The following is a 20,919-nucleotide window of genomic DNA, read 5'->3' as shown; positions in this document are numbered from 1 at the left end:
GGTTCTTGACCGGCGACCCCATTCCCAGGCGAAGGTGGTGCAGATGACCGACAGGCTGATCGACGAGATCGTGGATTTCTGGTTCGACGAAGCGATGAAGCCCTACTGGTTCCGCCAGTCCGACAGTTTCGACCGGACGGTGCGCGACACGCTGCTTCCCCATCACGAGGCGGCGGCGGAGGGGCGGTACGATCATTGGTTGGAGGATGTGGACGGCTGCCTGGCGCTCTGCGTCCTGCTGGACCAAGTGCCGCGCAACGTCTTCCGCGGTTCGCCGCGGGCCTTCGCGACCGATGGCAAGGCGCTGGCGGTGGCCCGCCATGTGGTGGAGCAGGGATACGACCTGGAATGCACCGAGGACGAGCGGATCTTCCTCTATCTGCCGTTCGAGCATCAGGAGGACATGGACTGTCAGGAGTTGTCCTGCACCCTGTTCCGGGAGCGGGTCAGCGATCCGGAGGTCGTGGATTACGCCGAACGCCACCGCAACGTCATCGCGCGCTTCGGGCGGTTTCCCCACCGCAACGCGGTTCTCGGCCGCGAGACGACGCCGGAGGAGGCAGAGTTCCTCAAGGAGCCGGGGTCGTCCTTCTGACGGTCTCGCCCTCCGGCATCCGGGGCTCCAGCCAACGCTTCAGGGCGGCCAGCAGTTCAGGGCGGCGGACCGGCTTGGGCACGTAATCGTTCATGCCGGCGACCACGCAGCGGTCGCGGTCCTCGGCGAAGCCGTGGGCGGTGACGGCGATGATCGGCACCATGGCGCGGGGGCCGGCCATCGCCCGGATCGCCAGGGTCGCGGCGATGCCGTCCACCTCCGGCATGGCGACGTCCATCAGCACGGCGTCGTAGGGGACCTCCGCCGCGGCGACGGAGGCGATGGCCTCCGCCCCGCCGTCCACGGTGTCCACGGTGAAGCCGACCTTGCGCATCAGCGCCGCGGTCAGCAGCCGGTTGGTCGGGCTGTCGTCAACCACCAGCAGGCGCCCACCGCGGGCCACGGCCCAGGCGATCAGGCGCTCCTCCCCGGACGGTGGCAGCGTGCCCAGGGAAACCGGCGAGCTGTGTGGCGCCGGCTCGGTGTGGGGGGTGTCTTGCGGCTGTCGGTGCAGAATGATGTGGTTCACCACGAGCCTTTGGCATTTTGCAAATCAATTTGCGCCGAACCGCCGCGGACTCCCGGTTTCCCGAGGGGATGAGATGGCTGGCCGATCCGTGCTAAGCAAAGGGTGGGCCAGTTGGTTACGAGATTGAACTTTTCCCGCCGCCCGCAATGGACGGAATGCGGGAACGCCAGCGTGGAGAGGACATATGGGATTGGTTGATCGGCTCTGGGTGGCCTTCGCGGCCCTCAACGGCGCCGTCGCGGTGGGGGCGGGGGCCTATGCCAGCCACGGGCTGGCCGGCAACCCGCGCGGGCAGGAGCTGTTCCGGCTGGCCGGGCAATACCAGATGTGGCACGCGCTGGCCCTGGTCGCCCTGGTTGCATTGCTGCGCACCGCCGACGGCCCGGCGCGCCTGGCGCTGCGCCTGTCGGGTTGGCTGTTCGTGGCGGGGATCCTGCTCTTCAGTGGGACGCTCTACGCGACCGCCACCAGCGGCCCGCTGCCCTTCGCCATGACCGCCCCGACCGGCGGCAGCGCCTTCATCCTGGGGTGGCTGGTGTTGGCCCTGGCGGTTCTGCTGTTCGGGCGGCGCTTCCTTGGGCGGGCCTGAAACGGGAAGGGCGGCGCTCAGGCTGGGGCGCTGCTCGTTTCCTCGGCGGAGGTTGGCGACCCCTCGTCCTTCTTGCGGGTGACGGGCACGCAGAACAGCTCATGGAGAGTCGCCATGATGGTCTGCGCCTCGTGACCGTTCAGCGAGTAATAGATGTTCTGGGCGGCGCGGCGCGTCCGCACCAGCTTGTCGCGGCGCAGGCGGGCCAGATGCTGGGACAGGGCCGACTGGCTGAGGTCGACCAGCTCCTCCAGCTCGCCGACCGACTTCTCGCCCTCGGTCAGGTAGCACAGGATGAGCAGGCGGCGCTCGTTGCTCATGGCCTTGAGCAGCGTGCTGGCCCGCCGTGCGTTGCTCTGCAGATCGGCAATGTTCATGAAACGACCGTTTCTGTCGACGCCAAGCAACAGCGAACCGTTGCGCCCAACCCTTGCGCCGCAGCACCGCCGTTTATCGTTCGTGTTCAATCATATGGAAGAGTGTACCGCGCTGTCTACCCGTGGATGTCCCGTAGTCGAAAGAATGTTCCCCGTTCCGCGAATGCACCGTTCAACGGGTTGAAGCCGCGCGCGCCGCCGTTCTAGAACTCGCCGCCTCGAATCGTTGCGGCGGTGCCCAAAGGCGCCCAAAGGAGTGCAAGGAACGATGGCCGACCAGACGCTGGACGCCAAGGGGCTGCAATGCCCGTTGCCGGTGCTGCGCGCGCGCAAGGCGCTGAAGACGGTGCCGCCCGGATCGACGCTGACCGTCGAGGCGACCGACCCCAGCGCGCCCAAGGATTTCGCCGCCTTCTGCGAAGCCACCGGCAACCGGCTGGCCTCCAGCGTGGAGGAGGGGGGCATTTACCGCTTCGTGATCGAACGCTGCGCCTGACGGCACTGAAAACAGGATGGCTTGCACGTTCACCGCGCAAAGGGGGTGGGGGTGGCGGTTGGGGGATGTGACGATAAGCCCCGCAATCATCCTGTACTTTCATTAGCGATCCGGGAAGAATGGGTGCAGGGAAATGCCTCGAACACGAACGAAAAAGACAGATAAAGCATGTTCACCACCCTGTTCACCCACGCCGCCTGCCTGGACCACGACACAGGGCTGGGCCATCCGGAATGCGCCGACCGGCTTCGTGCAGTGCTGGCCGCGCTTGAGACCGAAGAATTCTACATGCTCGAACGGCAGGAGGCGCCGCTCGCCACCCTTGAGCAGCTGTCCCGGGCGCACCCGCGGGAGCATGTCGAGCGCATCCTGGCGCTGGTGCCGGAGCAGGAACACGCCGGCATCGACGCCGACACGGTGATGTCCCCCGGCTCCGGCGAGGCTGCGCTGCGCGCCGCCGGGGCGGTGGTCGCGGCTGTGGACGCGGTGGCGTCGGGCCATTCGCGCAACGCCTTCTGCGCCGTGCGCCCACCGGGGCACCATGCCGAGCATGACAAGGCCATGGGCTTCTGCCTGTTCAACAACGCCGCGGTCGGCGCCTACCACGCGCGGGCGGCGCACGGGCTGCAGCGGGTGGCGGTGATGGATTTCGACGTCCACCACGGCAATGGCACGCAGGACATCTTCCAGCGCGACCCGGACCTGCTCTACTGCTCCACCCACCAGTCGCCGCTGTATCCCGGCACGGGCGACGCGGGGGAAAAGGGCGAGTACGGCAACTGCGTCAACGCGCCGCTCGCCGCCATGTCCGGCTCGCCGGAATTCCGGCACGCGATGACCCACATCATCCTGCCGGCCATCGACCATTTCAAACCGGACCTGCTGATCATCTCCGCTGGATTCGACGCCCATTCGCGCGACCCGCTGGCCGGTCTGCACCTGACCGACGACGATTTTGCCTGGGCCACCCGCAAGCTGGGCGATCTCGCCCGCACCCATTGCGGTGCCCGCATCGTGTCCGTGCTGGAAGGCGGCTACAACCTGCGCGCCCTGGCCACGGCCACCGCGGCGCATGTGCGCGAATTGATGTATTGCTGAGCTTTCCGATTCTTCCGGCCAATTCTTCCGGCTAGGCCCGTGGTGGGAGCGTGATACGCCCGCCGCGGGCCTTGCGCATTTGGGGACTGAGCCATAATTTCGGTTTTCGGTCCCATCGCGGGCACCCCATCGTATGGATCATTGGCCGGATGGATCATGGCTGACGCTGCACACATTCCCCCCGACATCGCCGCCCTCAGCTTCGAGGACGCGCTGGCCGAGCTTGAGCGCATCGTGCGCCAGCTCGAAGACGGGCGCGGCAAGCTCGACGACGCGATCTCGTCCTACGAGCGCGGCACCGCGCTGAAGCGGCATTGCGAGGCGAAGCTGCGCGAGGCCCAGGCCAAGATCGACCGCATCACCGTTGCCGCCGACGGCACCCTCGGCACCGAACCCGCCCGGATCGACTGACGTGCAGACCGACCTCAAGACAGCCATGGCCGACATGGCCGCCGATGTGGAGCGTGCGATCCTGCACCTCCTGCCGACGACCGACCTTCCCGAATCGCGCGTGCTGGAAGCGATGCGCTACGGCTGCCTGAACGGCGGCAAGCGGCTGCGTCCCTTCCTGGTCTGCCAATCCGCGGCGCTGTTCGGCGTCAACCCGGACTGCGCGCTGCGCGTCGCCGTGGCCGTGGAGTTCGTCCACAGCTACTCGCTGGTCCACGACGACCTGCCGGCGATGGACGACGGCGACCTGCGTCGCGGCCAGCCGACCGTTCACCGCAAGTTCGACGAGGCGACCGCCATCCTGGCCGGCGACGGGCTGCTGACCTACGCCTTCGAGGTGCTGGCCGACCCGGCGACCCACGAGGACCCGAACGTGCGCTGCCAGCTCGTGGCGGCGCTCGCCAAGGCGGCAGGGCCGCACGGCATGGTCGGCGGCCAGATGCTCGACCTGATCGCCGAGCATGAGACCTTCGACCTCGGCACGACGACGCGGCTCCAGCGGATGAAGACCGGCGACATGATCGCCTTCTCCTGCGAGGCCGGCGGCATCCTGGGCAAGGCCCCGCCGCCGCAGCGGCTCGCTCTGCGCGCCTACGCCCACGATCTCGGGCTGGCCTTCCAGATCGTCGACGACCTGCTGGACATCGAGGGGACGGAGGCGGAGACCGGCAAGTCGGTCGGGCGCGACGCGCAGGCCGGAAAGGCGACCTTCGTGTCCATCCTCGGGCAGGACCGTGCCCGATCGCAGGCCGCCATGCTGGCCGTCCAGGCCAAGGCGCACCTGGAGATCTTCGACGGGCGCGCCGATATCCTCAAAGCGGTCGCCGACTTCGTCGTCGCGCGGCGGACCTGAACGGAGGACGTTTCCAACGTGACCCCCAACGACAAGACGCCGCTTCTCGACCTCGTCCGCACCCCCGCCGACCTGCGCGCGCTCAAGCCCGAACAGCTCCGGCAGGTGGCCGACGAGCTGCGGACCGAGACCATCAGCGCGGTGTCGGTGACCGGCGGCCATCTGGGCGCCGGGCTGGGGGTGGTCGAACTGACCGTCGCCCTGCATTACGTGTTCCAGACCCCGGCCGACCGGCTGATCTGGGACGTCGGTCACCAGTGCTACCCGCACAAGATCCTGACCGGGCGCCGTGACCGCATCCGCACCCTGCGCATGGGCGGCGGGCTGTCGGGTTTCACCAACCGGTCGGAGAGCGAATACGACCCGTTCGGCGCCGGCCACAGCTCCACTTCCATCTCGGCGGGGTTGGGCATGGCGGTGGCGCGCGACCAGCTGGGCCGCGACAACCATGTGGTCGCCGTGATCGGCGACGGCGCGATGAGCGCCGGCATGGCCTACGAGGCGATGAACAACGCCGGGTCGGCGAACAGCAAGCTGATCGTCATCCTGAACGACAACGACATGTCCATCGCCCCGCCGGTCGGCGCGATGAGCGCGTATCTGTCGCGGCTGATCTCGTCGAAGCCCTATCTCAGCCTGCGCCATCTGGCCAAGGACATCGCGGAACAGTTGCCCCGCCCGCTGCGCACGGCGGCGCGCCGGGCGGAGGAGTACGCCCGCGGCATGGTCACCGGCGGCACGCTGTTCGAGGAGATGGGCTTCTACTACATCGGACCGATCGACGGCCACAATCTGGATCATCTGCTGCCGGTCCTGCAGAACGTGCGCGACGCCGACGACGACAAGCCGGTCCTGATCCACGTCGTCACCAAGAAGGGGAAGGGCTACGGCCCCGCCGAGGCCTCGGCCGACAAGCTGCACGCGGTGGCCAAGTTCGATGTCGTCACCGGCGCCCAGTCAAAGCCGAAGTCCAACGCCCCGACCTACACCCGCGTCTTCGCCAACGCCTTGATCGCCGAAGCCGAGCGCGACCCCAGTGTCCTCGGCATCACCGCGGCCATGCCGTCGGGCACCGGGCTGGACCTGTTCGGTCAGCGCTTTCCCGACCGCTGCTTCGACGTCGGCATCGCCGAGCAGCACGCGGTGACCTTCGCCGCCGGTCTGGCGACCGAGGGCTTCAAGCCTTTCTGCGCGATCTACTCGACCTTCCTGCAGCGCGCCTACGACCAGGTGGTGCACGACGTGGTGCTGCAGCGCCTGCCGGTGCGCTTCGCGCTCGACCGCGCCGGCTTGGTCGGGGCGGACGGGGCGACCCACGCCGGGGCCTTCGACGTGGCCTATCTCGGCTGCCTGCCCGACATCGTGCTGATGGCGGCGGCGGACGAGCTGGAGCTGATGCACATGGTGGCGACCAGCGCCGCCATCGACGACCGCGCCTCGGCGCTGCGCTACCCGCGCGGCGAGGGGGTGGGGCTGGAGCTGCCGGAGCGTGGTGAGGTTCTGCCCATCGGCAAGGGGCGCATCCTCCAGGAAGGCACCAAGGTCGCGATCCTCAGCTACGGCACACGTCTGGCCGAAGCGCGCAAGGCGGCGGCGGAGCTGGGCGCGCGCGGCCTCTCGACGACGGTGGCCGACGCGCGCTTCGCCAAGCCGCTGGACGAGGAGCTGGTGCGCCGTTTGGCGCTGGAGCACGAGGTGCTGATCACCATCGAGGAGGGCTCGGTCGGCGGCTTCGGCAGCTTTGTGCTGCAGCATCTGGCGATGGCCGGGCTGCTGGACGGCGGGCTGAAGATCCGCCCGATGGTCCTGCCCGACCGCTTCCTCGATCATGACAATCCGGCCAAGCAGTATGAGGAGGCCGGTCTCGCCGCCCGTCACATCGTCGCCACGGCGCTTCAGGCGCTGGGGATCGAGGCGACGGCGGTGCGGGCCTGACTCCGAAGGGAAAGCGCCGCCGCTCGGCAGCAAATGTCGACCCTGAACGAAGGGGCTACTGCCATTAGCCTAAGGTCGGGCGGGGCGCTTTCTCTGGTGCGGCTGGGACCGCTGTCTTACAATTCGAAAACAATAGATAATTAACGTATCCGGCGGGACTGGGTGTTGTCGAACATGCCTCAGGTGTTTGCAGCGGGTGCTGGGCGCGCATCCGACGAGAACGGCGCATCGGCTCAGGATGGTCCGGGGATGTTCCGGTCCATCGTTGAGTCGTCTCCGACGCCCACTGCCGTGATCGACGGGACGTCCTTCCGTTGTCTTTACGCCAACGCCACCATGCGGGCCCTGGGCTTGCAGCCGGGGCATCCGTTGGCGGACCGTTTTCCGGAAGCCTCCGCCGTGCGCATGGCCGAGACGCTGAGCAATGGCGAGGGCACCCGCTTGCGGATCACCGGGCCGGAGGAGGTGTCCTGGGACCTGAATGTGGCCGCCCTGGACGGCGGCCCGTCGCTGCTGGTCACCCTGCGTCCCGCTGAGTCCGAATCGACCGAGACCGCCCATCACCACGCGCGGGAGGTCAGCCACCGGGTCAAGAACACGCTTCAACTGGTGTCCAGCCTGCTGACGCTCCAGACCCTGTCGGCCAAGGACCCGGACATGCGCCGCGCCTTTCAGGAGGCGTGCAGCCGCATCGGCACGGTGACCCAGGCGCACCAGCGCGTCCACGCTGCCGCCCGCGGCAGCCTCGTCGATTTCGGGGCCTATTTGAGCGACGCCTGCCGGGAGATGGAAAGCCACTTCGCGGTCGGTGGTCCGGAACGCCGCATCGCCGTGACGGTCGAGCAGGCGATGGTGCCGGTGGATTCGGTGATCCCGCTCGCCCTCATCCTCAACGAACTGGTCGGCAACGCCTCCAAGTACGCTTATGCGGCGGGCAGCCCAGGGAACATCGAGGTCAGCCTCGTGCCGCGGGACGAGGGGGGGCGCCGCCTGACCGTCGCCGACCATGGGCGGGGCCTGCCGCCGGGCTTCGAGGTCGCGCGCGCCGACTCGCTGGGCATGAAGGTGGCGCGGGCCTTCGCGGGCCAGTTGAAGGGAAAGCTGCGCGCGGAGCCGAACGCTCCCGGCGCGCGCTTCGTCCTAGATCTGCCTTTCTGATCCTCCGCCGCCTGTGACGGCTCATCGCCTCTTGCCGAACGCCGCGTCCTGCGCCATGCATCCAGCCTCGTCGATGGGGGAGTTCTGAGATGGCGCGGGTGCGTGCGGATGTGGCGCTGGTGGAGCGCGGGCTGGCAGAAAGCCGCGCCAAGGCGCAGGCGCTGATCCTGGCGGGGCTGGTCTATTCCGACACCAAGCGCATCGACAAGGCCGGCGACGCGATCGCCGAGGACGCTCCCTTGTCGGTGAAGGGGCAGGACCATCCCTGGGTGTCGCGCGGCGGGCTGAAGCTGGTCAAGGGGCTGGACGTCTTCGGCATCGATCCCACCGGCCTGACCGCGATCGACTTGGGGGCCTCGACCGGCGGTTTCACCGACGTGCTGCTGACCCGCGGCGCTGCCAAGGTCTACGCGGTGGATGTCGGGCACGGGCAACTGGCCTGGAAGCTGCGCAACGACCCGCGCGTGGTGGTTCTGGAAAAGACGAACGCCCGTCACCTGACGAGCGCCGAGATTCCCGATCCCGTGGATATGGTGGTGTGCGATGCCAGCTTCATCGGGTTGGAGGTGGTGCTTCCCGCCGCCCTTTCCCTGGTGGTTCCAGGCGGCCGGCTGATCGCGCTCATCAAGCCGCAATTCGAGGTCGGCAAGGGCCGCGTCGGCAAGGGTGGGGTGGTCCGTGAACCCGAACTGCACCAGGAGGTCTGCGACCGCATCCGCGGGTGGCTCGACGCCCTGCCGGGTTGGCGCGTGCTCGACGTCACCGAAAGCCCGATCACCGGCCCCGAAGGAAACAAGGAATTTCTGATCGGGGCGGTGAAGGACGTCTGGATGGAACCATAAACTGTTACGAGAGCACCCATAAACCGCACTCCGCGGAACCATAAAATGGTCCGCCACAACCGCGCGCCAAGATCACCGACCAGGATGCTGAGCAGCCGTAAAACAGCATCCAATGAACAATTTTCCTTGTGAAATATGATGCGCTTTCTGCGTGTTGTGGCCGCTTGGCCAAGGCTCGCTTTTGGATGGCTTCCATGGTCAGGAAGGGTAGGTTTCGCGACGGATGAAAAATAATATTTCTTCCTCCCATCTATAAATAAAAAGAGGCATCTAACGAATATAAATTCGACCAATATCTTCTGATGAACCTAATAGAGAGCCAAAATAATCAGTATTGAATAGGATGAAATTCTATATACCAGTGAACTTTTCTGTATTTCACTCACGAATGCCCGATTTCAGGGGGATGAAATTCGGTTATCCTGCTGGGGAACGCTCATCGCAGGAGGTTCTCCATGCCGCACAGCGTCACATTGCGCGTCTCGGGGGCTCGAGCTTGCTTTTCTCGCGCGGAGTTCAAAACCGAACGCGTCTCCTACGATGTCATTACTCCGTCCGCCGCTCGCGGTATCTTCGACAGCGTGTATTGGCGCCCCGGGCTGCGCTGGATCATCGACCGCATCCATGTCCTCAAGCCAATCCGCTTCCAGTCGCTGAGCCGCAACGAGATCGGTGACCGTATCCCGGTTGCCTCGGTGCGCCATGCCATGCGGAACGGTGCCTTTCAGACCCTGCCGCGAATCGCCGCCGACAACCGGCAACGACGCGCCGCCACCATCCTGGTCGAGGTCGATTATCTCATCACCGCCGGCCTCACCCTGACTGATGACGCCCCGGTTGGGGACCGGCTGGACATTCCCCTTGGCATCTTCACCCGCCGCGCCCGGCGCGGCCAATGCTTCCGCTCCCCCTGCCTCGGCACCCGCGAGTTTCCGGCCGACGTCATGCTGTGGGAGGGATCCCCGCCGATGCACCAGCTCCCCGGCGACCAGCGCGACCGCGACCTCGGTCTCATGCTGCTGGACATCGATTACGCCAACAATCATGCCTCCCGCTTCTTTCATGCCGTCCTGCGCGACGGCGTCATCGACGTTCCGCCTTTCGTTGCGGCGGCGGTGCGGCCATGAGCGTCCTTGCCGCTCTTGCCGCCCATTACGACCGGCTGGAACGCTGCCATGACGTCGTCCCCTTCGGCTTCACCCGCGAACGCATCACCTTCGGCCTCGTGCTGTCCACCGATGGTGAAGCCGTCGCCTGCGACGATCTGCGGCTCGGGGCGAAGGGCCAGAGCCACGGGCGGCCGATGACGGTGCCACGCTCGTTCAAGCGGTCGGGGATCAAGCCTCCTCCGTTCTTCCTGTGGGACAACAGCCGCTATGTCCTCGGGCTTGGCCGTCCGGCAGAAGGGAGCGAACCACGGGCCTACGCCGACCGCGCCGCCGCCTTCCGCGACTGGCACGAGTTGCTGTTCGACGGCACGGACGATCCCGGTCTGTTGGCCGTCCGGCGCTTCCTGCGCTCGTGGACCCCGGAGCGCTTCGGCCAGGCACCGTTTTCACCGGCGTTGCTCGACCGCACCATTGTCTTCCGCCTCGTCGGCGACACCGATGCCGACGGCCGGTCCCGTTTCCTGCACGACCGCCCGCCTTCATCCCGTCATCAAAGGCGTGTGGGGAGCCCGCAAGACCGGCGCCTCGCTGGTCTCCTTCCATCAGGCCACCTTCACCTCCCACGGCAAGCGCCAGGGGGACAACGCCCCGGTGTCGGAGGCCGCCGCCTTTCGGTACGGCGCCGCGCTCAATGCCCTGCTGGCACCGGGCAGCGGCGCCACGCTGCGCATCGGCGACACCACCACGGTGTTCTGGGCCGACGCCGCCGTTCACGGCGAGGCAGCGGCCCGCCGGGTCGAGGCGTTGGTGACCGCCGCGCTGCGTCCCACCGGACCGCCTGATCCCGTACGCGACGGGAACGACCGGCGGCAAACCAGCCGGAAGTGGGATTGGCTGAGCGTTCCATCTGCCGCCCAGGCAGTCGGGCTCGGGATCGACCCCGATATCGGCGTCCACATCCTTGGCCTCGCACCGAACGGTCCGCGTTTGTCGGTGCGCTTCTGGCAGGAATTGACGGCGGGAGAACTGCTCATCCGGCTGAGAGCGCATTGGGACGATTTGCGGCTCGAGCCGCCGGCCTGGAAGACGCCGCCGTCTCCGGCGGCGCTGCTCTACGCCCTGGCGCGGCAGGGGCGGCCCGAGACCATCCCGCCCCAACTCGCCGGCGAGTTGATGCGAGCCATCCTCACCGGTCACCGCTACCCACGCAGCGTGCTGACAGCGGTGCTCCAACGCCTGCGGGCCGGCGACCCGATCGACGGTCCACGCGTCGCCCTGTGCAAAGCCATCCTTCAGCGCGATGCCCGCCTGTACCGGCGCAGAACCACCGATCCGTCCACCGGTCCAAACAAGGGGGTGCCCGTGAGCCTCGACCGTACGGAATCCGATCAGGCCTACCGGCTGGGATGATTGTTCGCCGTTCTGGAGAACACCCAGCGCGCCGCCCTGGGACGGCTCAACGCCAGCGTCCGCGACCGCTACTACGGGGCGGCTTCGGCGACACCGGCCAGCGTTGTTCCTGGCCTGCTGCGCACCACCACCCATCATCTGGCGGTGCTGCACCGGGACCGCCGGACCCGCCGCCTCGCCGTCTGGTTCGAGCGCGAGATCGACGAGATCATGCGCGACCTCGACATGAGCCTGCCGCGCCAGTTGCCGCCGGCCGGGCAGGGGCGTTTCGCTATCGGCTACTACCAGCAGCGCCACGCCCGCAAACCCGCTCCGGAATCCGCCGATCCGGTCCCACAACCCGAGGAGTGAGCCGATGTCCGTCATCACCAACCGCCACGAATTCGTCCTGCTGTTCGATTGTAAGAACGGCAACCCCAACGGCGATCCGGACGCCGGCAACCAGCCGCGGCTTGATCCCGACACCAGTCACGGGCTCGTCACCGACGTTTGCCTGAAGCGCAAGATCCGCAACTATGTCAGCCTGTTCCATGACGACGATCCGCGTTTCGGCATCTATCTGCGCGACGGTGCCATCCTCACCCACCAACGTATCGTTACCACTGCCGCCGCGCAGGGTGTCGTTGCCGGTACTGCCGGTGCCGGCGAAGTCCCCCGCACCGGTGTAGGTCAGTACCTCGACGTTGGCGGCCAGCGTGAAGGCGGCGAGGCTGGTCCGCACCTCGTCGGTGCCCTCGCCGGCGGTCTCGATCACAACATCGTCCGCGTCGTCGATCAGATACAGGTCGTTGCCGGCCCCGCCGACCAACGTGTCGAGGCCGAAGCCGCCAGCCAGCGTGTCGTTGCTGCTGCCGCCGCGGATCAGGTTGTCCAGGGCGTTGCCGGTCCCGGCGAAGGTGCCGCTGCCGGTGTAGGTCAGGGTCTCCAGGTTGTCGCCGAGTACATAGGCGGCAAGGCCGGTGCGCACCTCGTCGGTGCCGTCGCCGGGCTGCTCCACAACGACATCGCCGGCGCTGTCCACAAGATAGGTGTCGTCGCCGAGGCCACCCACCAGCGTGTCGTTGCCCGCCCCGCCGTCGAGGCTGTCCGCCCCGCCCCCGCCGGTGATCAGGTTGTCGAGAGCATTGCCGGTGCCGGAGAAGGCGGCGGTGCCGGTGTAGGTCAGTGCCTCGACGTTGGCGGCCAGCGTGTAGGCGGCAAGGTCGGTGCGGACCTCGTCGAAGCCCTCCCCGGGGTCTTCGACGATGAGGTCGAAAGCGTTGCCGATCACGTACAGGTCATCACTGTGGCCGCCCAGCAGCGTGTCGCCCATCAGGGCACCAGTCTCGCTGCCGATCAGCGTGTCGTTTCCGGTCCCGCCCAGCAGACTGTCCGCTCCGAAGGAGCCGTCGAGACGATCGTCGCCATCCATCCCGTCGAGGGTGTCCGCGTCGCAGCTTCCCAGAAGCGTGTCGTTTCCTTCGGTTCCAGCAACGATGCCCATATTTCCCTGTTCCCCCGCGATGTGGATTGCCCGACACACCCGCTCTCAAGTCGGGCGACATTATCGCGCATAGGTGTTCATACGTGTGACTGTTGTCACAGGACTTCCATTTTGAAGGGAACTGATATGAGGCATAACGCGGCTGGTAGGAATACATGCTGTCCGCTTTCCGGCCGTTTCCCGGCCGCACTACAGGCCGTCCGCCAACCCACTTCGGCGACGGGTTTCCGGACACGCTGTTTGTCGGACAGGTTTTCGGACAAACCTCGAGGTCATTCAGAACGCACCTTGTCCGCTCCTGGCGCTCGGCCGAGCTTGAAGGCAGTCGGCCCAGTTGCCAGCCACTGCGTCGACGAGCGGCGATCGACGTTGAGTAGCAGCTGATGGCGCATTGCTATGATGCGCCTCGTGAAGCTGGCCGAGAGCGCGCCCTTTCGCGACAGCAGTCCCAACATGCGCTCCAGCCGCTGAACACGACCACGTTTCGCGTCACGCGGCGTGACGCGCCACCACCGCGGCCACCAGCTCGGGGTCGGACTCGATCACGAACAGCAGGGTCCGCGTGGCGGCATCGGGTTGGGAGCGGCCTTGCTCCCAGTCGCGCAGCGTGCCCAGCGGAAAGCCGAAGCGGTCGGCGAAGGCCCGCTGCGATAGGTTGAGCTTGGCGCGGATACCGCGCACCGAGACGCCGCCGGGCGGGTGGATCACGCGCAGAGCCTCCGCCGGCGCGTCGGACATGTCCGCCGGCGCGTCGGGGTCGGCAGCGATCTGGCGGGCGATGTCGGCGTCGGTCATCGCGTCGATGCGCGCCCAGTCCACCGCCGCCAGGGCGGCGCGCTGCGCGTCGGTCAGCTTGTGGTCAGCCATAGCGTTTCACCTCGCGTGAGTTGGCCTTGCGCATCGAAATCAGGTGCCGCCAGCCAGCAGCGCTGGGTGTAGCAGGCGACGAACAGACGACCGTTGATGTAGCCGAAGGCGTTGATGCGCGTCTCGCCGTAGGCCTGGCGGGTGTCGGGGACTTCGACGGTCAGGCCCTCGAACAGCAGCGCGGCGGCGGCGAAGCCGATCCCGTGCTTCTCGATGTTGGTCTCGTTCTTGGCGTCGTCCCAGCAGAACATCCTGGCCCCCTGTTGATGTCCTTACAGTACGGGATTTCCGTACTATAGGCAAGGGGAAAGATACGGAATCCCCGTACGGCGACAAGGGCTCAACGTCGCCCTTTCGTGACAGCTCCGAGGTCGGCCCATGCCGCTGCTCGATAGAAAAGTGGTATGCTCTGAGACGGCATTCGTGCGACCGCTTTTGGTCGTTTTTGAGGCGCAGCCATGGACCTCCAAACCTTTCGCAAAATCGTCGACAGCGCGGCACTCGGGATCGCTGCCTGCGAAAATGATCTCCAACGGCTCTATGATTATGTGGGGCTTGAGCACGGTTCCACTTACACTCGCGTCGCAGTATCTAACGCATTGTATAAGCAGATACAGGGCTGCTTCACGTCCGACCACGCTGACGAGGTTCGGCTGGTGTGCAAGTCGCTTCGCAAGGACCTCATTCGGGAGTACGTGCTGCACGGCGCGTCGCTGGATCCCTACTTTGAGGTGCTTGTGTCAAACGACTTCAGGAACTGGTCCTTCCGCGTTTTCGGTGCAACGGTATGGCTGGAGCGCTGCCGTTCATGCGGCCTCCAGGGCGCGATGACGCAGCAGGTCGAACTTGGCACGGCCGCACATGGTTCGCTTGATGGTCTTCAAGCGGCTGATTTGCCCCTCCACCGGCCCGGTGCTCCACGGCAGCGACAGCGCCGAGCGGATCGCCGCGAGATCACGCGCAATCCCATCGGCGAACCCGGCCAGGGCGGTTTCCTTCGCCGCGGCCAACCATCCATCCAACCGCCCCGCCTGCTGACGACGCACCATGGCGCTGAACGCGCGCGCCAACTCGATGACCGTGGTGAGTCCCTCGCAACGGACGAGCAGGGCATCGACGAACCGTTGCTCGGCGGCGTCTATCGTTTCCGGGTCGGCCACCACCAGCCACGCCGCCCGGCGCTTCGAGGGCATCTTCCACGTCCCAATCGTGCCGACCGCGCCGGCTGAGGACGGATTTGCATCCCGAAGGCGGCGCACCCAGCGCTGCACGGTGCGGAGTTGCCCGCGAAATCCACGCTCCCGGATCTCCCGCCACAGCCGGGCGGCGTTGTGGCTTCCCTCGCACCAGCGTTGCCGGAGGTACACGGCGTGGAGATCGACCGCGCTGCCGCGATCCCGTTGCGACCAAACCGGAAGTTCGCCGGCTCGCACCCACGCGCGGACGGTCTTGCGATTGATGCCGAGCGTGCGGGCGATCCGCTTCATCGGCCAGCCTCGGCCGTGCAACGCCATCACCTCGTCAAACCGGGCCTGCCGAACGCCGTGGCGATCCGCCGTTGGCAATTCGGCCGCTGGTGCCGGGAGCGGTGGGGTCGTCGGGGACGGCGAGCCGCCCGGATCAGGCGTAACAGCGTGTCGCCGCTGACCGGCATGGCCAGGCATGCCGCCAAGCGGGCACCAGCCTCGCCGCCAGAACGAGCAGGGCGAAGCGCCGCAGGAAGCGGCGCCGGTCGATGCCGCCTTCCGCCGCCAGGACGAGGCTGAGACCCGACAGGATCAGGAAGCTGCCGAGGATGCCGGTGCGCGCGGCCAGCCAGAGCGGATCGCCGAACAGGTCGAAATCGGCCAAGCCGAGATAGGTCAGGTCCCAGGAGCCGTGATAGAGGGCCATGGCGAGCAGTGCTACGCCACGCGCCGTGTCGATGACGCCGACGCGCCGTGCCGTCTTGGTCGCCGAGGGCGCCGATGCGGATGAGGTGGGGAGGATAGGCATAGTGCGACTTTTGCCGGAACGGCGCGCCGCTGTCCACCGATGCCCGCCAGGAAAGGCCTATCGGGAAAAGGCCTGTCAGAGTCTGTCCTGAAAGATTATTTCCGAGCGAGGCGGCGGAGCATGAGACGGATCATGGCGATGCGGATGAAGGCGACGGAGGTGCGGAGGTACTGCTCGTAATGGCGTACGAGGCGGCGGCACCGCGTGAGCCATGACAGCGTTCGTTCGACCAGCCCCCGCTTCGGGAGCACGACAAAGCCCTTGGCCTGATCGGAGCGCTTGACGATCTCCAGCCGCCAGTCGCCGGCGTCGCTCACCTTGGCGGCCGCGACGTCCCCTTGGTAGCCGCCGTCGGCGAAGATCACTCGGATGAAGGGGAACAGTGCGCGGGTGGCCTTGTCCAGGACCAGGGCGGTGCCGTCGCGATCCTGGATGTCGGCACGATGAACCGCGACGTTCAGGAGCAGGCCTAGCGTATCGACGAGGATGTGGTACTTGACGCCCTTGATCGTCTTGCCCGCGTCGTAGCCGACCGGGTCCGCCGCACACCCCCCTTTTCCGCCGCGCGGACGCTCTGGCTGTCCAGCACAGCGACGGTCGGGCTGGCCTCGCGGCCTTCCTGCTCGCGGACCCGCTGGTAGAGGTCATGGTGGATGCGCTCCAACGTCCCCTCCCAGGCCCACAGGTGCAGATAACCGTGCACCGTGCTGCGCGGCGGCAAGTCCTGGCAGGTGGCGCCACTGGCAACCCGTCTCCAGCACGTACAGCACGCCGTTCAGCACCGCCCGAAGATCGACGCTGCGGTGCCGCCCACCACGCCGCGCCGGCGGGATGAGCGGCTCGACGAGCCGCCATTCCTCATCGCTCAGGTCGCTCGGGTAGCGCAGCCCGCTGCGATCATGGCGCTCTCGGTTCTCCGGCGTCCACATCCTCACCTCCTTCTTGGAGGTGACTTTGATGGTGTGGACGACCGCTGCCCCTCGGCATCTGAGTGCCATAAGGTGGTCGGTGTCGTGTCGCCACATACGGGAGGGCCGTCCACATGAGCATTGTCACCGTCGGTCTCGATCTTGCCAAGCAGGTCTTCCAGGTTCATGGGGTCGATGAGGCTGGTCGGGTGGTGATCCGCCGCCAACTGCGACGGGATGCTGTGGAGGGGTTTTTTCGGGAGTTGCCACCTTGCCTGGTGGGAATGGAGGCCTGTGCCACGGCTCATCATTGGGCCCGGCGGATACTGGCCTTCGGTCATCGGGTCCGGCTGATCCCGCCGCCGCGCGTCAAAGCTTACGTGCAGCGTGGGCGGAAGAACGATGCCACCGATGCGGCGGCCATTGCCGAGGCGGTGACGCGTCCGCAGATGGCCTTTGTTCCGGTAAAGAGTGAAGATCAGCAGGCCGTCCTGATGCTGCACCGTACCCGCGACCTCCTGGTCCGCCAACGAACCATGCTGATCAACGGCTTTCGCGCCCACTTGGCGGAATTTGGCATCGTCGTGGCCCAGGGACGAAAGAACGCCAGCGCATTGATGGCGGGGCTGGACGAACAAGCTCTCCCCGAGCTGGCCCGTACCGCGTTGCGAGAACTTGTTGGGCAAATCGAGAATTGCGACAGCCGCATCGAGAGTTTGGAGAAGCAGATCGTTTCCTGGCACAAGACCAACGTGAGGAGCCGGAAGCTTGCCACCATTCCTGGCATTGGCCCGATCACAGCATCGGTTCTGGCCGCAACCATCACCGACCCGACGGCCTTCAAAACAGGACGCCACTTAGCGGCTTGGCTGGGCTTGGTGCCAGGGCAGAACTCCAGCGGGGGCAAGGACAGGCTAGGCCGGATCACCAAGACCGGCGACCGCTCGATCCGTCGGCTCCTGGTCATCGGCGCCACCAGCGTGATTCGTTTCGCTCGGACCAAAGCACCAGGAGACGCTGAATGGCTGAAGCGGATGCTCGACCGCAAGCCTGTCCGGCTCGTCACGGTAGCGCTTGCTAACAAGATGGCTCGCATCGCGTGGGCGGTGCTGACCAGCGGCGAGGATTACCGAAGCTCCCGCACCGCTACTGCGGTAGCGTGAGATCTTGATACTGGAACGGGCGCCGTGGATAAGTCGCCCGCCTATGCTGGCGCTGGAGAGCGCTTCGGCGGGCGACTTATCCACCGCTTATCTTCTCGATCGCTGAGTCAGGTGATCTCGTCTAACAAATTCGCGAACAAGTATGTGTGAGGGTGAACAGTGAATTGATGGCGATACGGTTCGAGCCGAGGATCAGAAAAGCCCGGGTGATTCAATGCGTTCCAAACGCGCAACTTTGATTGGGACCTGATCCGCGAATCTCATCATGGCTCGCGGTCAATAGCGCCGCACCTCTAGAGGCCGGACGCATGACCGCATCCGACCACTTCGCTAATTACTTCACTTTTCTTCTTGCACAGAGGCGGTCGTCCACACATGAATCACAACCGATTTATCCGATTCAACTTCTTCTCGGACGGGCTCTTAGTAGGTTGCCGGTTGGCCGGTGCACATGCGTGGTCGAACGGCAGGTCATCCAGCACATCGTCGTGCATTCGGCAAACCGTTCACCGGTGAACGGTTTGAGCGGGAGGGCAGGGCGGTGAGAAAGGTCCTGGTCACCCAAGGCAAGGGCGGCGGCCCGAAGACCGCCACTGCGCGCAACTTGGCCGTCGCCGCCGCGGTGGCCGGTCAGCGGGTCGCCACGCTGGACACGGACCCGCAGGGGTCCCTGACCTACTGGCACAGCCGGCGACCGCAGGAGGCGACGCCGATTGAGGCCGATCAGATGCCCCTGCCGAGGATCACCGGCGCTCCCGTGCCGATCGCCGGCATTGACCTGCTGATCATCGACACGCCGACGGCGGTGGAATTCTTCCTCGAGGCGACAGCGATCCTGTTCGACTGCGCGGATCTGGTCCTGGTGCCGGTGCGGCCCGGCCCGGAGGACCGGGTCAGCACGGAGGGCATGATGCCCTACATCCGGTCGCGGCGCCGGCCGACGCGCCTCCTCCTCAGCCAGACCACCCGGAGCCGCGACACGGCGGAAGCGCGCGAGCGTATCCGCGACCTCGGTCCGGTGGTCCCGCTGGAGATCCCGCACCTTCAGGAAGTGCCCCGCACCTTTACGCTAGGCCTGGGCACCGCGGAGATATCCGGAACGCGCATCGTCGGCGCGGCGGCCCGCGCCGGCGGCGCCACGCTGACCGACGCGGACGCCGGCCGGCTGATCGTCGCCGATGGCCAGGTCGAGGTGATTCCCGTGGTCGCCCGCCTGCTGAAGCACGCGCTGACCGGTGGCAAGGACCCAGAGCCGGGGGAAGCCGGGGCGGCGGGGACCGGGGAATCCCTTTCCGCCGCCTGATGAAACACGCCTGCGCCATCGGCTGGCGGCCCGCCGAGTTCTGGACTGCCACGCCGCACGAGCTTTTCACCGCGCTGGACGGCTGGGCCTTGGCGCAGGGCGACAAGGACGCCCTCGCCGAAGAACGGCGCGAGCGCTTCGCCGGCTTCCGCGCCGCGCTGGAACGGGCCGGAGTGCCGCTGCCTCGTACGCCATTACGAGCAGTACCTCCGCACCTCCGTCGCCTTCATCCGCATCGCCATGATCCGTCTCATGCTCCGCCGCCTCGCTCGGAAATAATCTTTCAGGACAGACTCTAAGAGAATGAGACACGAAAAAGCACAGAATCTGTTTCAGCTTGCGCTCGAGATGCAAGTCAGCCGGCAGGGTGTGTCGCTGGCCGACATCGAGGAGCGTTTCGGTGTCGGCCGCCGCACCGCGATGCGGATGAGGGATGCCGTCGCCAGCGTCTTTCCACAGGTCGAGGAGATTGCGGGTGACGACCGTGCCAAGCGGTGGCGGATTCTCAAAAGCACGGTGAACGGCCTGATCGACGTCAGCGTCGAGGAACTTGCGGCGCTGGAGTCGGGCGTCCGTCTGATGCAGCAACAGAACCGCGCTGTCGAGGCTGCCGAATTGACCGGATTGATGGCGAAACTGAAGGCCATGATGCGTCCGGACGCCGTTCGCCGGGTTGCGCCCGATCTTGATGCGCTGCTCGAATCCGAAGGGCTGGCGATGCGTCCCGGTCCGCGGCCACGCATATCGATGGGCGTCGTCACCATCCTGTCCTGCGCGAGGCGATCAAATCCTGCCGCAAGGTCCGTATCGGCTACCGCAACCGGAAGACCCGTCAGACGAACGAACGGATCGTTCACCCCTATGGCTTCCTGTATGGCCACAGGCATTATCTAGTTGCTTGGCATGAGCATCCGAAGGCAGAAAAGTTCGTCCTGTTCAGCTTGCCCGGCATCGAAACTGTGGATTTGCTGGTGGACAGCTTCGTTCGGGATTCCGCCTTCAATCTGCAGGGTTTCGCCGCCCGCTCCTTCGGGCTGTTTCAAGAGGAGCCATTCGATGTCGTGTGGCGGTTCGCTCCCGATGCCGCCGATGTCGCCGCCGACTTTGTATTCCATCCGACCCAGACGCTTGAGCGGCAGGTGGATGGCTCCCTGATTGTGCGGTTCCGTGCCGGCGGCGATCTGGAGATGGCTTGGCATCTCTGCATCTGGGGCGACAAGGTTGAGGTTCTCGAACCGGTGCGACTGGCGGAACTGGTAAACGGTCAAAGACGGGCGTGGCCGGCCTTGCCATGAAAAGTCGTTGGATCGATTCTCCGATCAACACTCTCATGCACTCATCGCGCCTTTGAAAGATTGAGTGTTTGGGAAGTCAATCACCCGATCCTTCACTGTAGAACATATGTTCGATAAAGGCCAAACCCTGCCCCTGATTTGAGCTTACCGGCCCAAGGGAAGGCGCTCCGCCGAGAGGAGCAAACAAAGGCGGTTGCGTGCCCCCGCAACCAAAAAGCGTTGAAAGCCCGTCTCGCAAGAGACGGGCTTTTGGCATTTCAGACCAGCGGCGCCCGAGCCGGACTTGGTGTGTGGGAGGCCTGCATCAGGCCCCATCGAACGTTTTCCTGTTTTTTTATCGCGTCGGCGCGGGTCACTTCGCTCAGCGTGTCCCGGTGACCTTGCTGTGGGTGGACAGCTGTTGCGCTATGGCCGTTGGTGGATGGCAGGTGCATCGGAAATTCACCTCCCATACACGGCCGTGA

The 20,919-nt window shown here is 66.1% G+C and carries 21 protein-coding genes and 5 pseudogenes; 16 read left to right on the top strand and 10 right to left on the bottom strand.

What is annotated here, in order from left to right:
- Positions 1 to 43 precede the first annotated feature (43 nt).
- Entirely contained in the window at positions 44 to 595 is a 552-nt protein-coding gene (locus ACWPN7_RS06145) for a DUF924 family protein (RefSeq protein WP_103041062.1), read from the top strand.
- Here ACWPN7_RS06145 and ACWPN7_RS06140 read toward each other — a convergent pair.
- A complete protein-coding gene (locus ACWPN7_RS06140; RefSeq protein WP_247894839.1) occupies positions 570 to 1,124 on the bottom strand; it encodes a response regulator in 555 nt (184 codons plus the stop codon). The genes ACWPN7_RS06145 and ACWPN7_RS06140 overlap by 26 nt on opposite strands.
- A gap of 184 nt (positions 1,125 to 1,308) precedes the next feature.
- On the opposite strand from ACWPN7_RS06140, the gene ACWPN7_RS06135 reads away from it, so the two are divergent.
- The gene (locus ACWPN7_RS06135; RefSeq protein ID WP_456525286.1) at positions 1,309 to 1,713 is read left to right on the top strand and encodes a DUF423 domain-containing protein; all 405 of its coding nucleotides are present in this window, start codon (positions 1,309 to 1,311) and stop codon (positions 1,711 to 1,713) included.
- Positions 1,714 to 1,730: 17 nt separating this feature from the next.
- Here ACWPN7_RS06135 and ACWPN7_RS06130 read toward each other — a convergent pair whose 3' ends face one another.
- On the bottom strand, positions 1,731 to 2,090 hold the full coding sequence (locus ACWPN7_RS06130; RefSeq protein WP_137116179.1) for an ArsR/SmtB family transcription factor: 360 nt from the start codon (positions 2,088 to 2,090) through the stop codon (positions 1,731 to 1,733).
- A 268-nt stretch (positions 2,091 to 2,358) separates the two neighbouring features.
- Between ACWPN7_RS06130 and ACWPN7_RS06125 the strand changes: the two genes are divergently transcribed.
- From ACWPN7_RS06125 to ACWPN7_RS06080, 10 genes and pseudogenes are all read left to right on the top strand, one after another.
- Complete coding sequence (locus ACWPN7_RS06125) at positions 2,359 to 2,586, top strand: sulfurtransferase TusA family protein (protein WP_040134282.1); 228 nt, start codon at positions 2,359 to 2,361, stop codon at positions 2,584 to 2,586.
- Positions 2,587 to 2,754: 168 nt separating this feature from the next.
- A complete protein-coding gene (locus tag ACWPN7_RS06120) occupies positions 2,755 to 3,684 on the top strand; it encodes a histone deacetylase family protein (protein ID WP_040134281.1) in 930 nt (309 codons plus the stop codon).
- A gap of 156 nt (positions 3,685 to 3,840) precedes the next feature.
- A complete protein-coding gene (locus tag ACWPN7_RS06115) occupies positions 3,841 to 4,095 on the top strand; it encodes an exodeoxyribonuclease VII small subunit (RefSeq protein ID WP_040134280.1) in 255 nt (84 codons plus the stop codon).
- Between the two features lie 25 nt (positions 4,096 to 4,120).
- On the top strand, positions 4,121 to 4,987 hold the full coding sequence (locus tag ACWPN7_RS06110) for a polyprenyl synthetase family protein (protein ID WP_051658404.1): 867 nt from the start codon (positions 4,121 to 4,123) through the stop codon (positions 4,985 to 4,987).
- Between the two features lie 18 nt (positions 4,988 to 5,005).
- A complete protein-coding gene (gene dxs, locus ACWPN7_RS06105) occupies positions 5,006 to 6,922 on the top strand; it encodes a 1-deoxy-D-xylulose-5-phosphate synthase (RefSeq protein ID WP_040134278.1) in 1,917 nt (638 codons plus the stop codon).
- Between the two features lie 249 nt (positions 6,923 to 7,171).
- A complete protein-coding gene (locus tag ACWPN7_RS06100) occupies positions 7,172 to 8,080 on the top strand; it encodes a sensor histidine kinase (protein WP_051658239.1) in 909 nt (302 codons plus the stop codon).
- A gap of 89 nt (positions 8,081 to 8,169) precedes the next feature.
- Positions 8,170 to 8,922, top strand: coding sequence for a TlyA family RNA methyltransferase (locus ACWPN7_RS06095; RefSeq protein WP_040134276.1), 753 nt, complete (start codon positions 8,170 to 8,172; stop codon positions 8,920 to 8,922).
- 455 nt (positions 8,923 to 9,377) lie between these two features.
- A complete protein-coding gene (cas5c, locus tag ACWPN7_RS06090) occupies positions 9,378 to 10,049 on the top strand; it encodes a type I-C CRISPR-associated protein Cas5c (RefSeq protein ID WP_040134275.1) in 672 nt (223 codons plus the stop codon).
- A pseudogene (gene cas8c / locus ACWPN7_RS06085) lies at positions 10,046 to 11,792 on the top strand (type I-C CRISPR-associated protein Cas8c/Csd1). The gene cas5c and the pseudogene cas8c overlap by 4 nt, the downstream one beginning before the upstream one ends.
- A gap of 4 nt (positions 11,793 to 11,796) precedes the next feature.
- Positions 11,797 to 11,970 (top strand): annotated as a pseudogene (locus tag ACWPN7_RS06080) (type I CRISPR-associated protein Cas7); the annotation flags it as partial.
- A gap of 72 nt (positions 11,971 to 12,042) precedes the next feature.
- Here the strand turns inward: ACWPN7_RS06080 and ACWPN7_RS06075 are convergent.
- The 8 genes and pseudogenes from ACWPN7_RS06075 to ACWPN7_RS06040 form a co-directional block, all read right to left on the bottom strand.
- Positions 12,043 to 12,924, bottom strand: a pseudogene (locus ACWPN7_RS06075) (calcium-binding protein); the annotation flags it as partial.
- A 489-nt stretch (positions 12,925 to 13,413) separates the two neighbouring features.
- Complete coding sequence (locus tag ACWPN7_RS06070; RefSeq protein WP_349622036.1) at positions 13,414 to 13,791, bottom strand: helix-turn-helix domain-containing protein; 378 nt, start codon at positions 13,789 to 13,791, stop codon at positions 13,414 to 13,416.
- Positions 13,773 to 14,042, bottom strand: coding sequence for a BrnT family toxin (locus tag ACWPN7_RS06065; RefSeq protein WP_349622035.1), 270 nt, complete (start codon positions 14,040 to 14,042; stop codon positions 13,773 to 13,775). The genes ACWPN7_RS06070 and ACWPN7_RS06065 overlap by 19 nt, the downstream gene beginning before the upstream one ends.
- Positions 14,043 to 14,597: 555 nt before the next feature.
- Positions 14,598 to 15,158: a transposase gene (locus ACWPN7_RS06060; protein WP_492273242.1), complete on the bottom strand. Its 561-nt coding sequence runs from the start codon at positions 15,156 to 15,158 to the stop codon at positions 14,598 to 14,600.
- A gap of 69 nt (positions 15,159 to 15,227) precedes the next feature.
- Positions 15,228 to 15,305, bottom strand: a pseudogene (locus tag ACWPN7_RS06055) (terminase gpP N-terminus-related DNA-binding protein); the annotation flags it as partial.
- A gap of 106 nt (positions 15,306 to 15,411) precedes the next feature.
- Positions 15,412 to 15,786, bottom strand: coding sequence for a heparan-alpha-glucosaminide N-acetyltransferase domain-containing protein (locus ACWPN7_RS06050; RefSeq protein ID WP_459197238.1), 375 nt, complete (start codon positions 15,784 to 15,786; stop codon positions 15,412 to 15,414).
- Between the two features lie 95 nt (positions 15,787 to 15,881).
- Positions 15,882 to 16,331: pseudogene (locus ACWPN7_RS06045) on the bottom strand (IS5 family transposase); the annotation flags it as partial.
- Between the two features lie 99 nt (positions 16,332 to 16,430).
- Entirely contained in the window at positions 16,431 to 16,715 is a 285-nt protein-coding gene (locus tag ACWPN7_RS06040; protein ID WP_492273154.1) for a transposase, read from the bottom strand.
- A 113-nt stretch (positions 16,716 to 16,828) separates the two neighbouring features.
- On the opposite strand from ACWPN7_RS06040, the gene ACWPN7_RS06035 reads away from it, so the two are divergent.
- The 4 genes from ACWPN7_RS06035 to ACWPN7_RS06020 all read left to right on the top strand — a co-directional run bounded on the left by ACWPN7_RS06035 (position 16,829) and on the right by ACWPN7_RS06020 (position 20,455).
- A complete protein-coding gene (locus tag ACWPN7_RS06035; protein ID WP_451991358.1) occupies positions 16,829 to 17,857 on the top strand; it encodes an IS110 family RNA-guided transposase in 1,029 nt (342 codons plus the stop codon).
- 541 nt (positions 17,858 to 18,398) lie between these two features.
- Positions 18,399 to 19,160, top strand: a complete 762-nt coding sequence (locus ACWPN7_RS06030; RefSeq protein ID WP_456531599.1) for a nucleotide-binding protein — start codon at positions 18,399 to 18,401, stop codon at positions 19,158 to 19,160.
- 303 nt (positions 19,161 to 19,463) lie between these two features.
- Positions 19,464 to 20,054, top strand: coding sequence for a hypothetical protein (locus tag ACWPN7_RS06025; protein WP_456531600.1), 591 nt, complete (start codon positions 19,464 to 19,466; stop codon positions 20,052 to 20,054).
- Positions 19,943 to 20,455 (top strand): helix-turn-helix transcriptional regulator, encoded by a 513-nt coding sequence (locus ACWPN7_RS06020; RefSeq protein WP_451998996.1) that lies wholly within the window; start codon positions 19,943 to 19,945, stop codon positions 20,453 to 20,455. The genes ACWPN7_RS06025 and ACWPN7_RS06020 overlap by 112 nt, the downstream gene beginning before the upstream one ends.
- The last annotated feature ends 464 nt before the right edge of the window (positions 20,456 to 20,919 follow it).

This window comes from Azospirillum sp. UENF 312511 (genome assembly GCF_058780635.1).
Note: the sequence above shows the minus strand (reverse complement) of the source record. Positions and strands in the feature narration are given on the sequence as shown.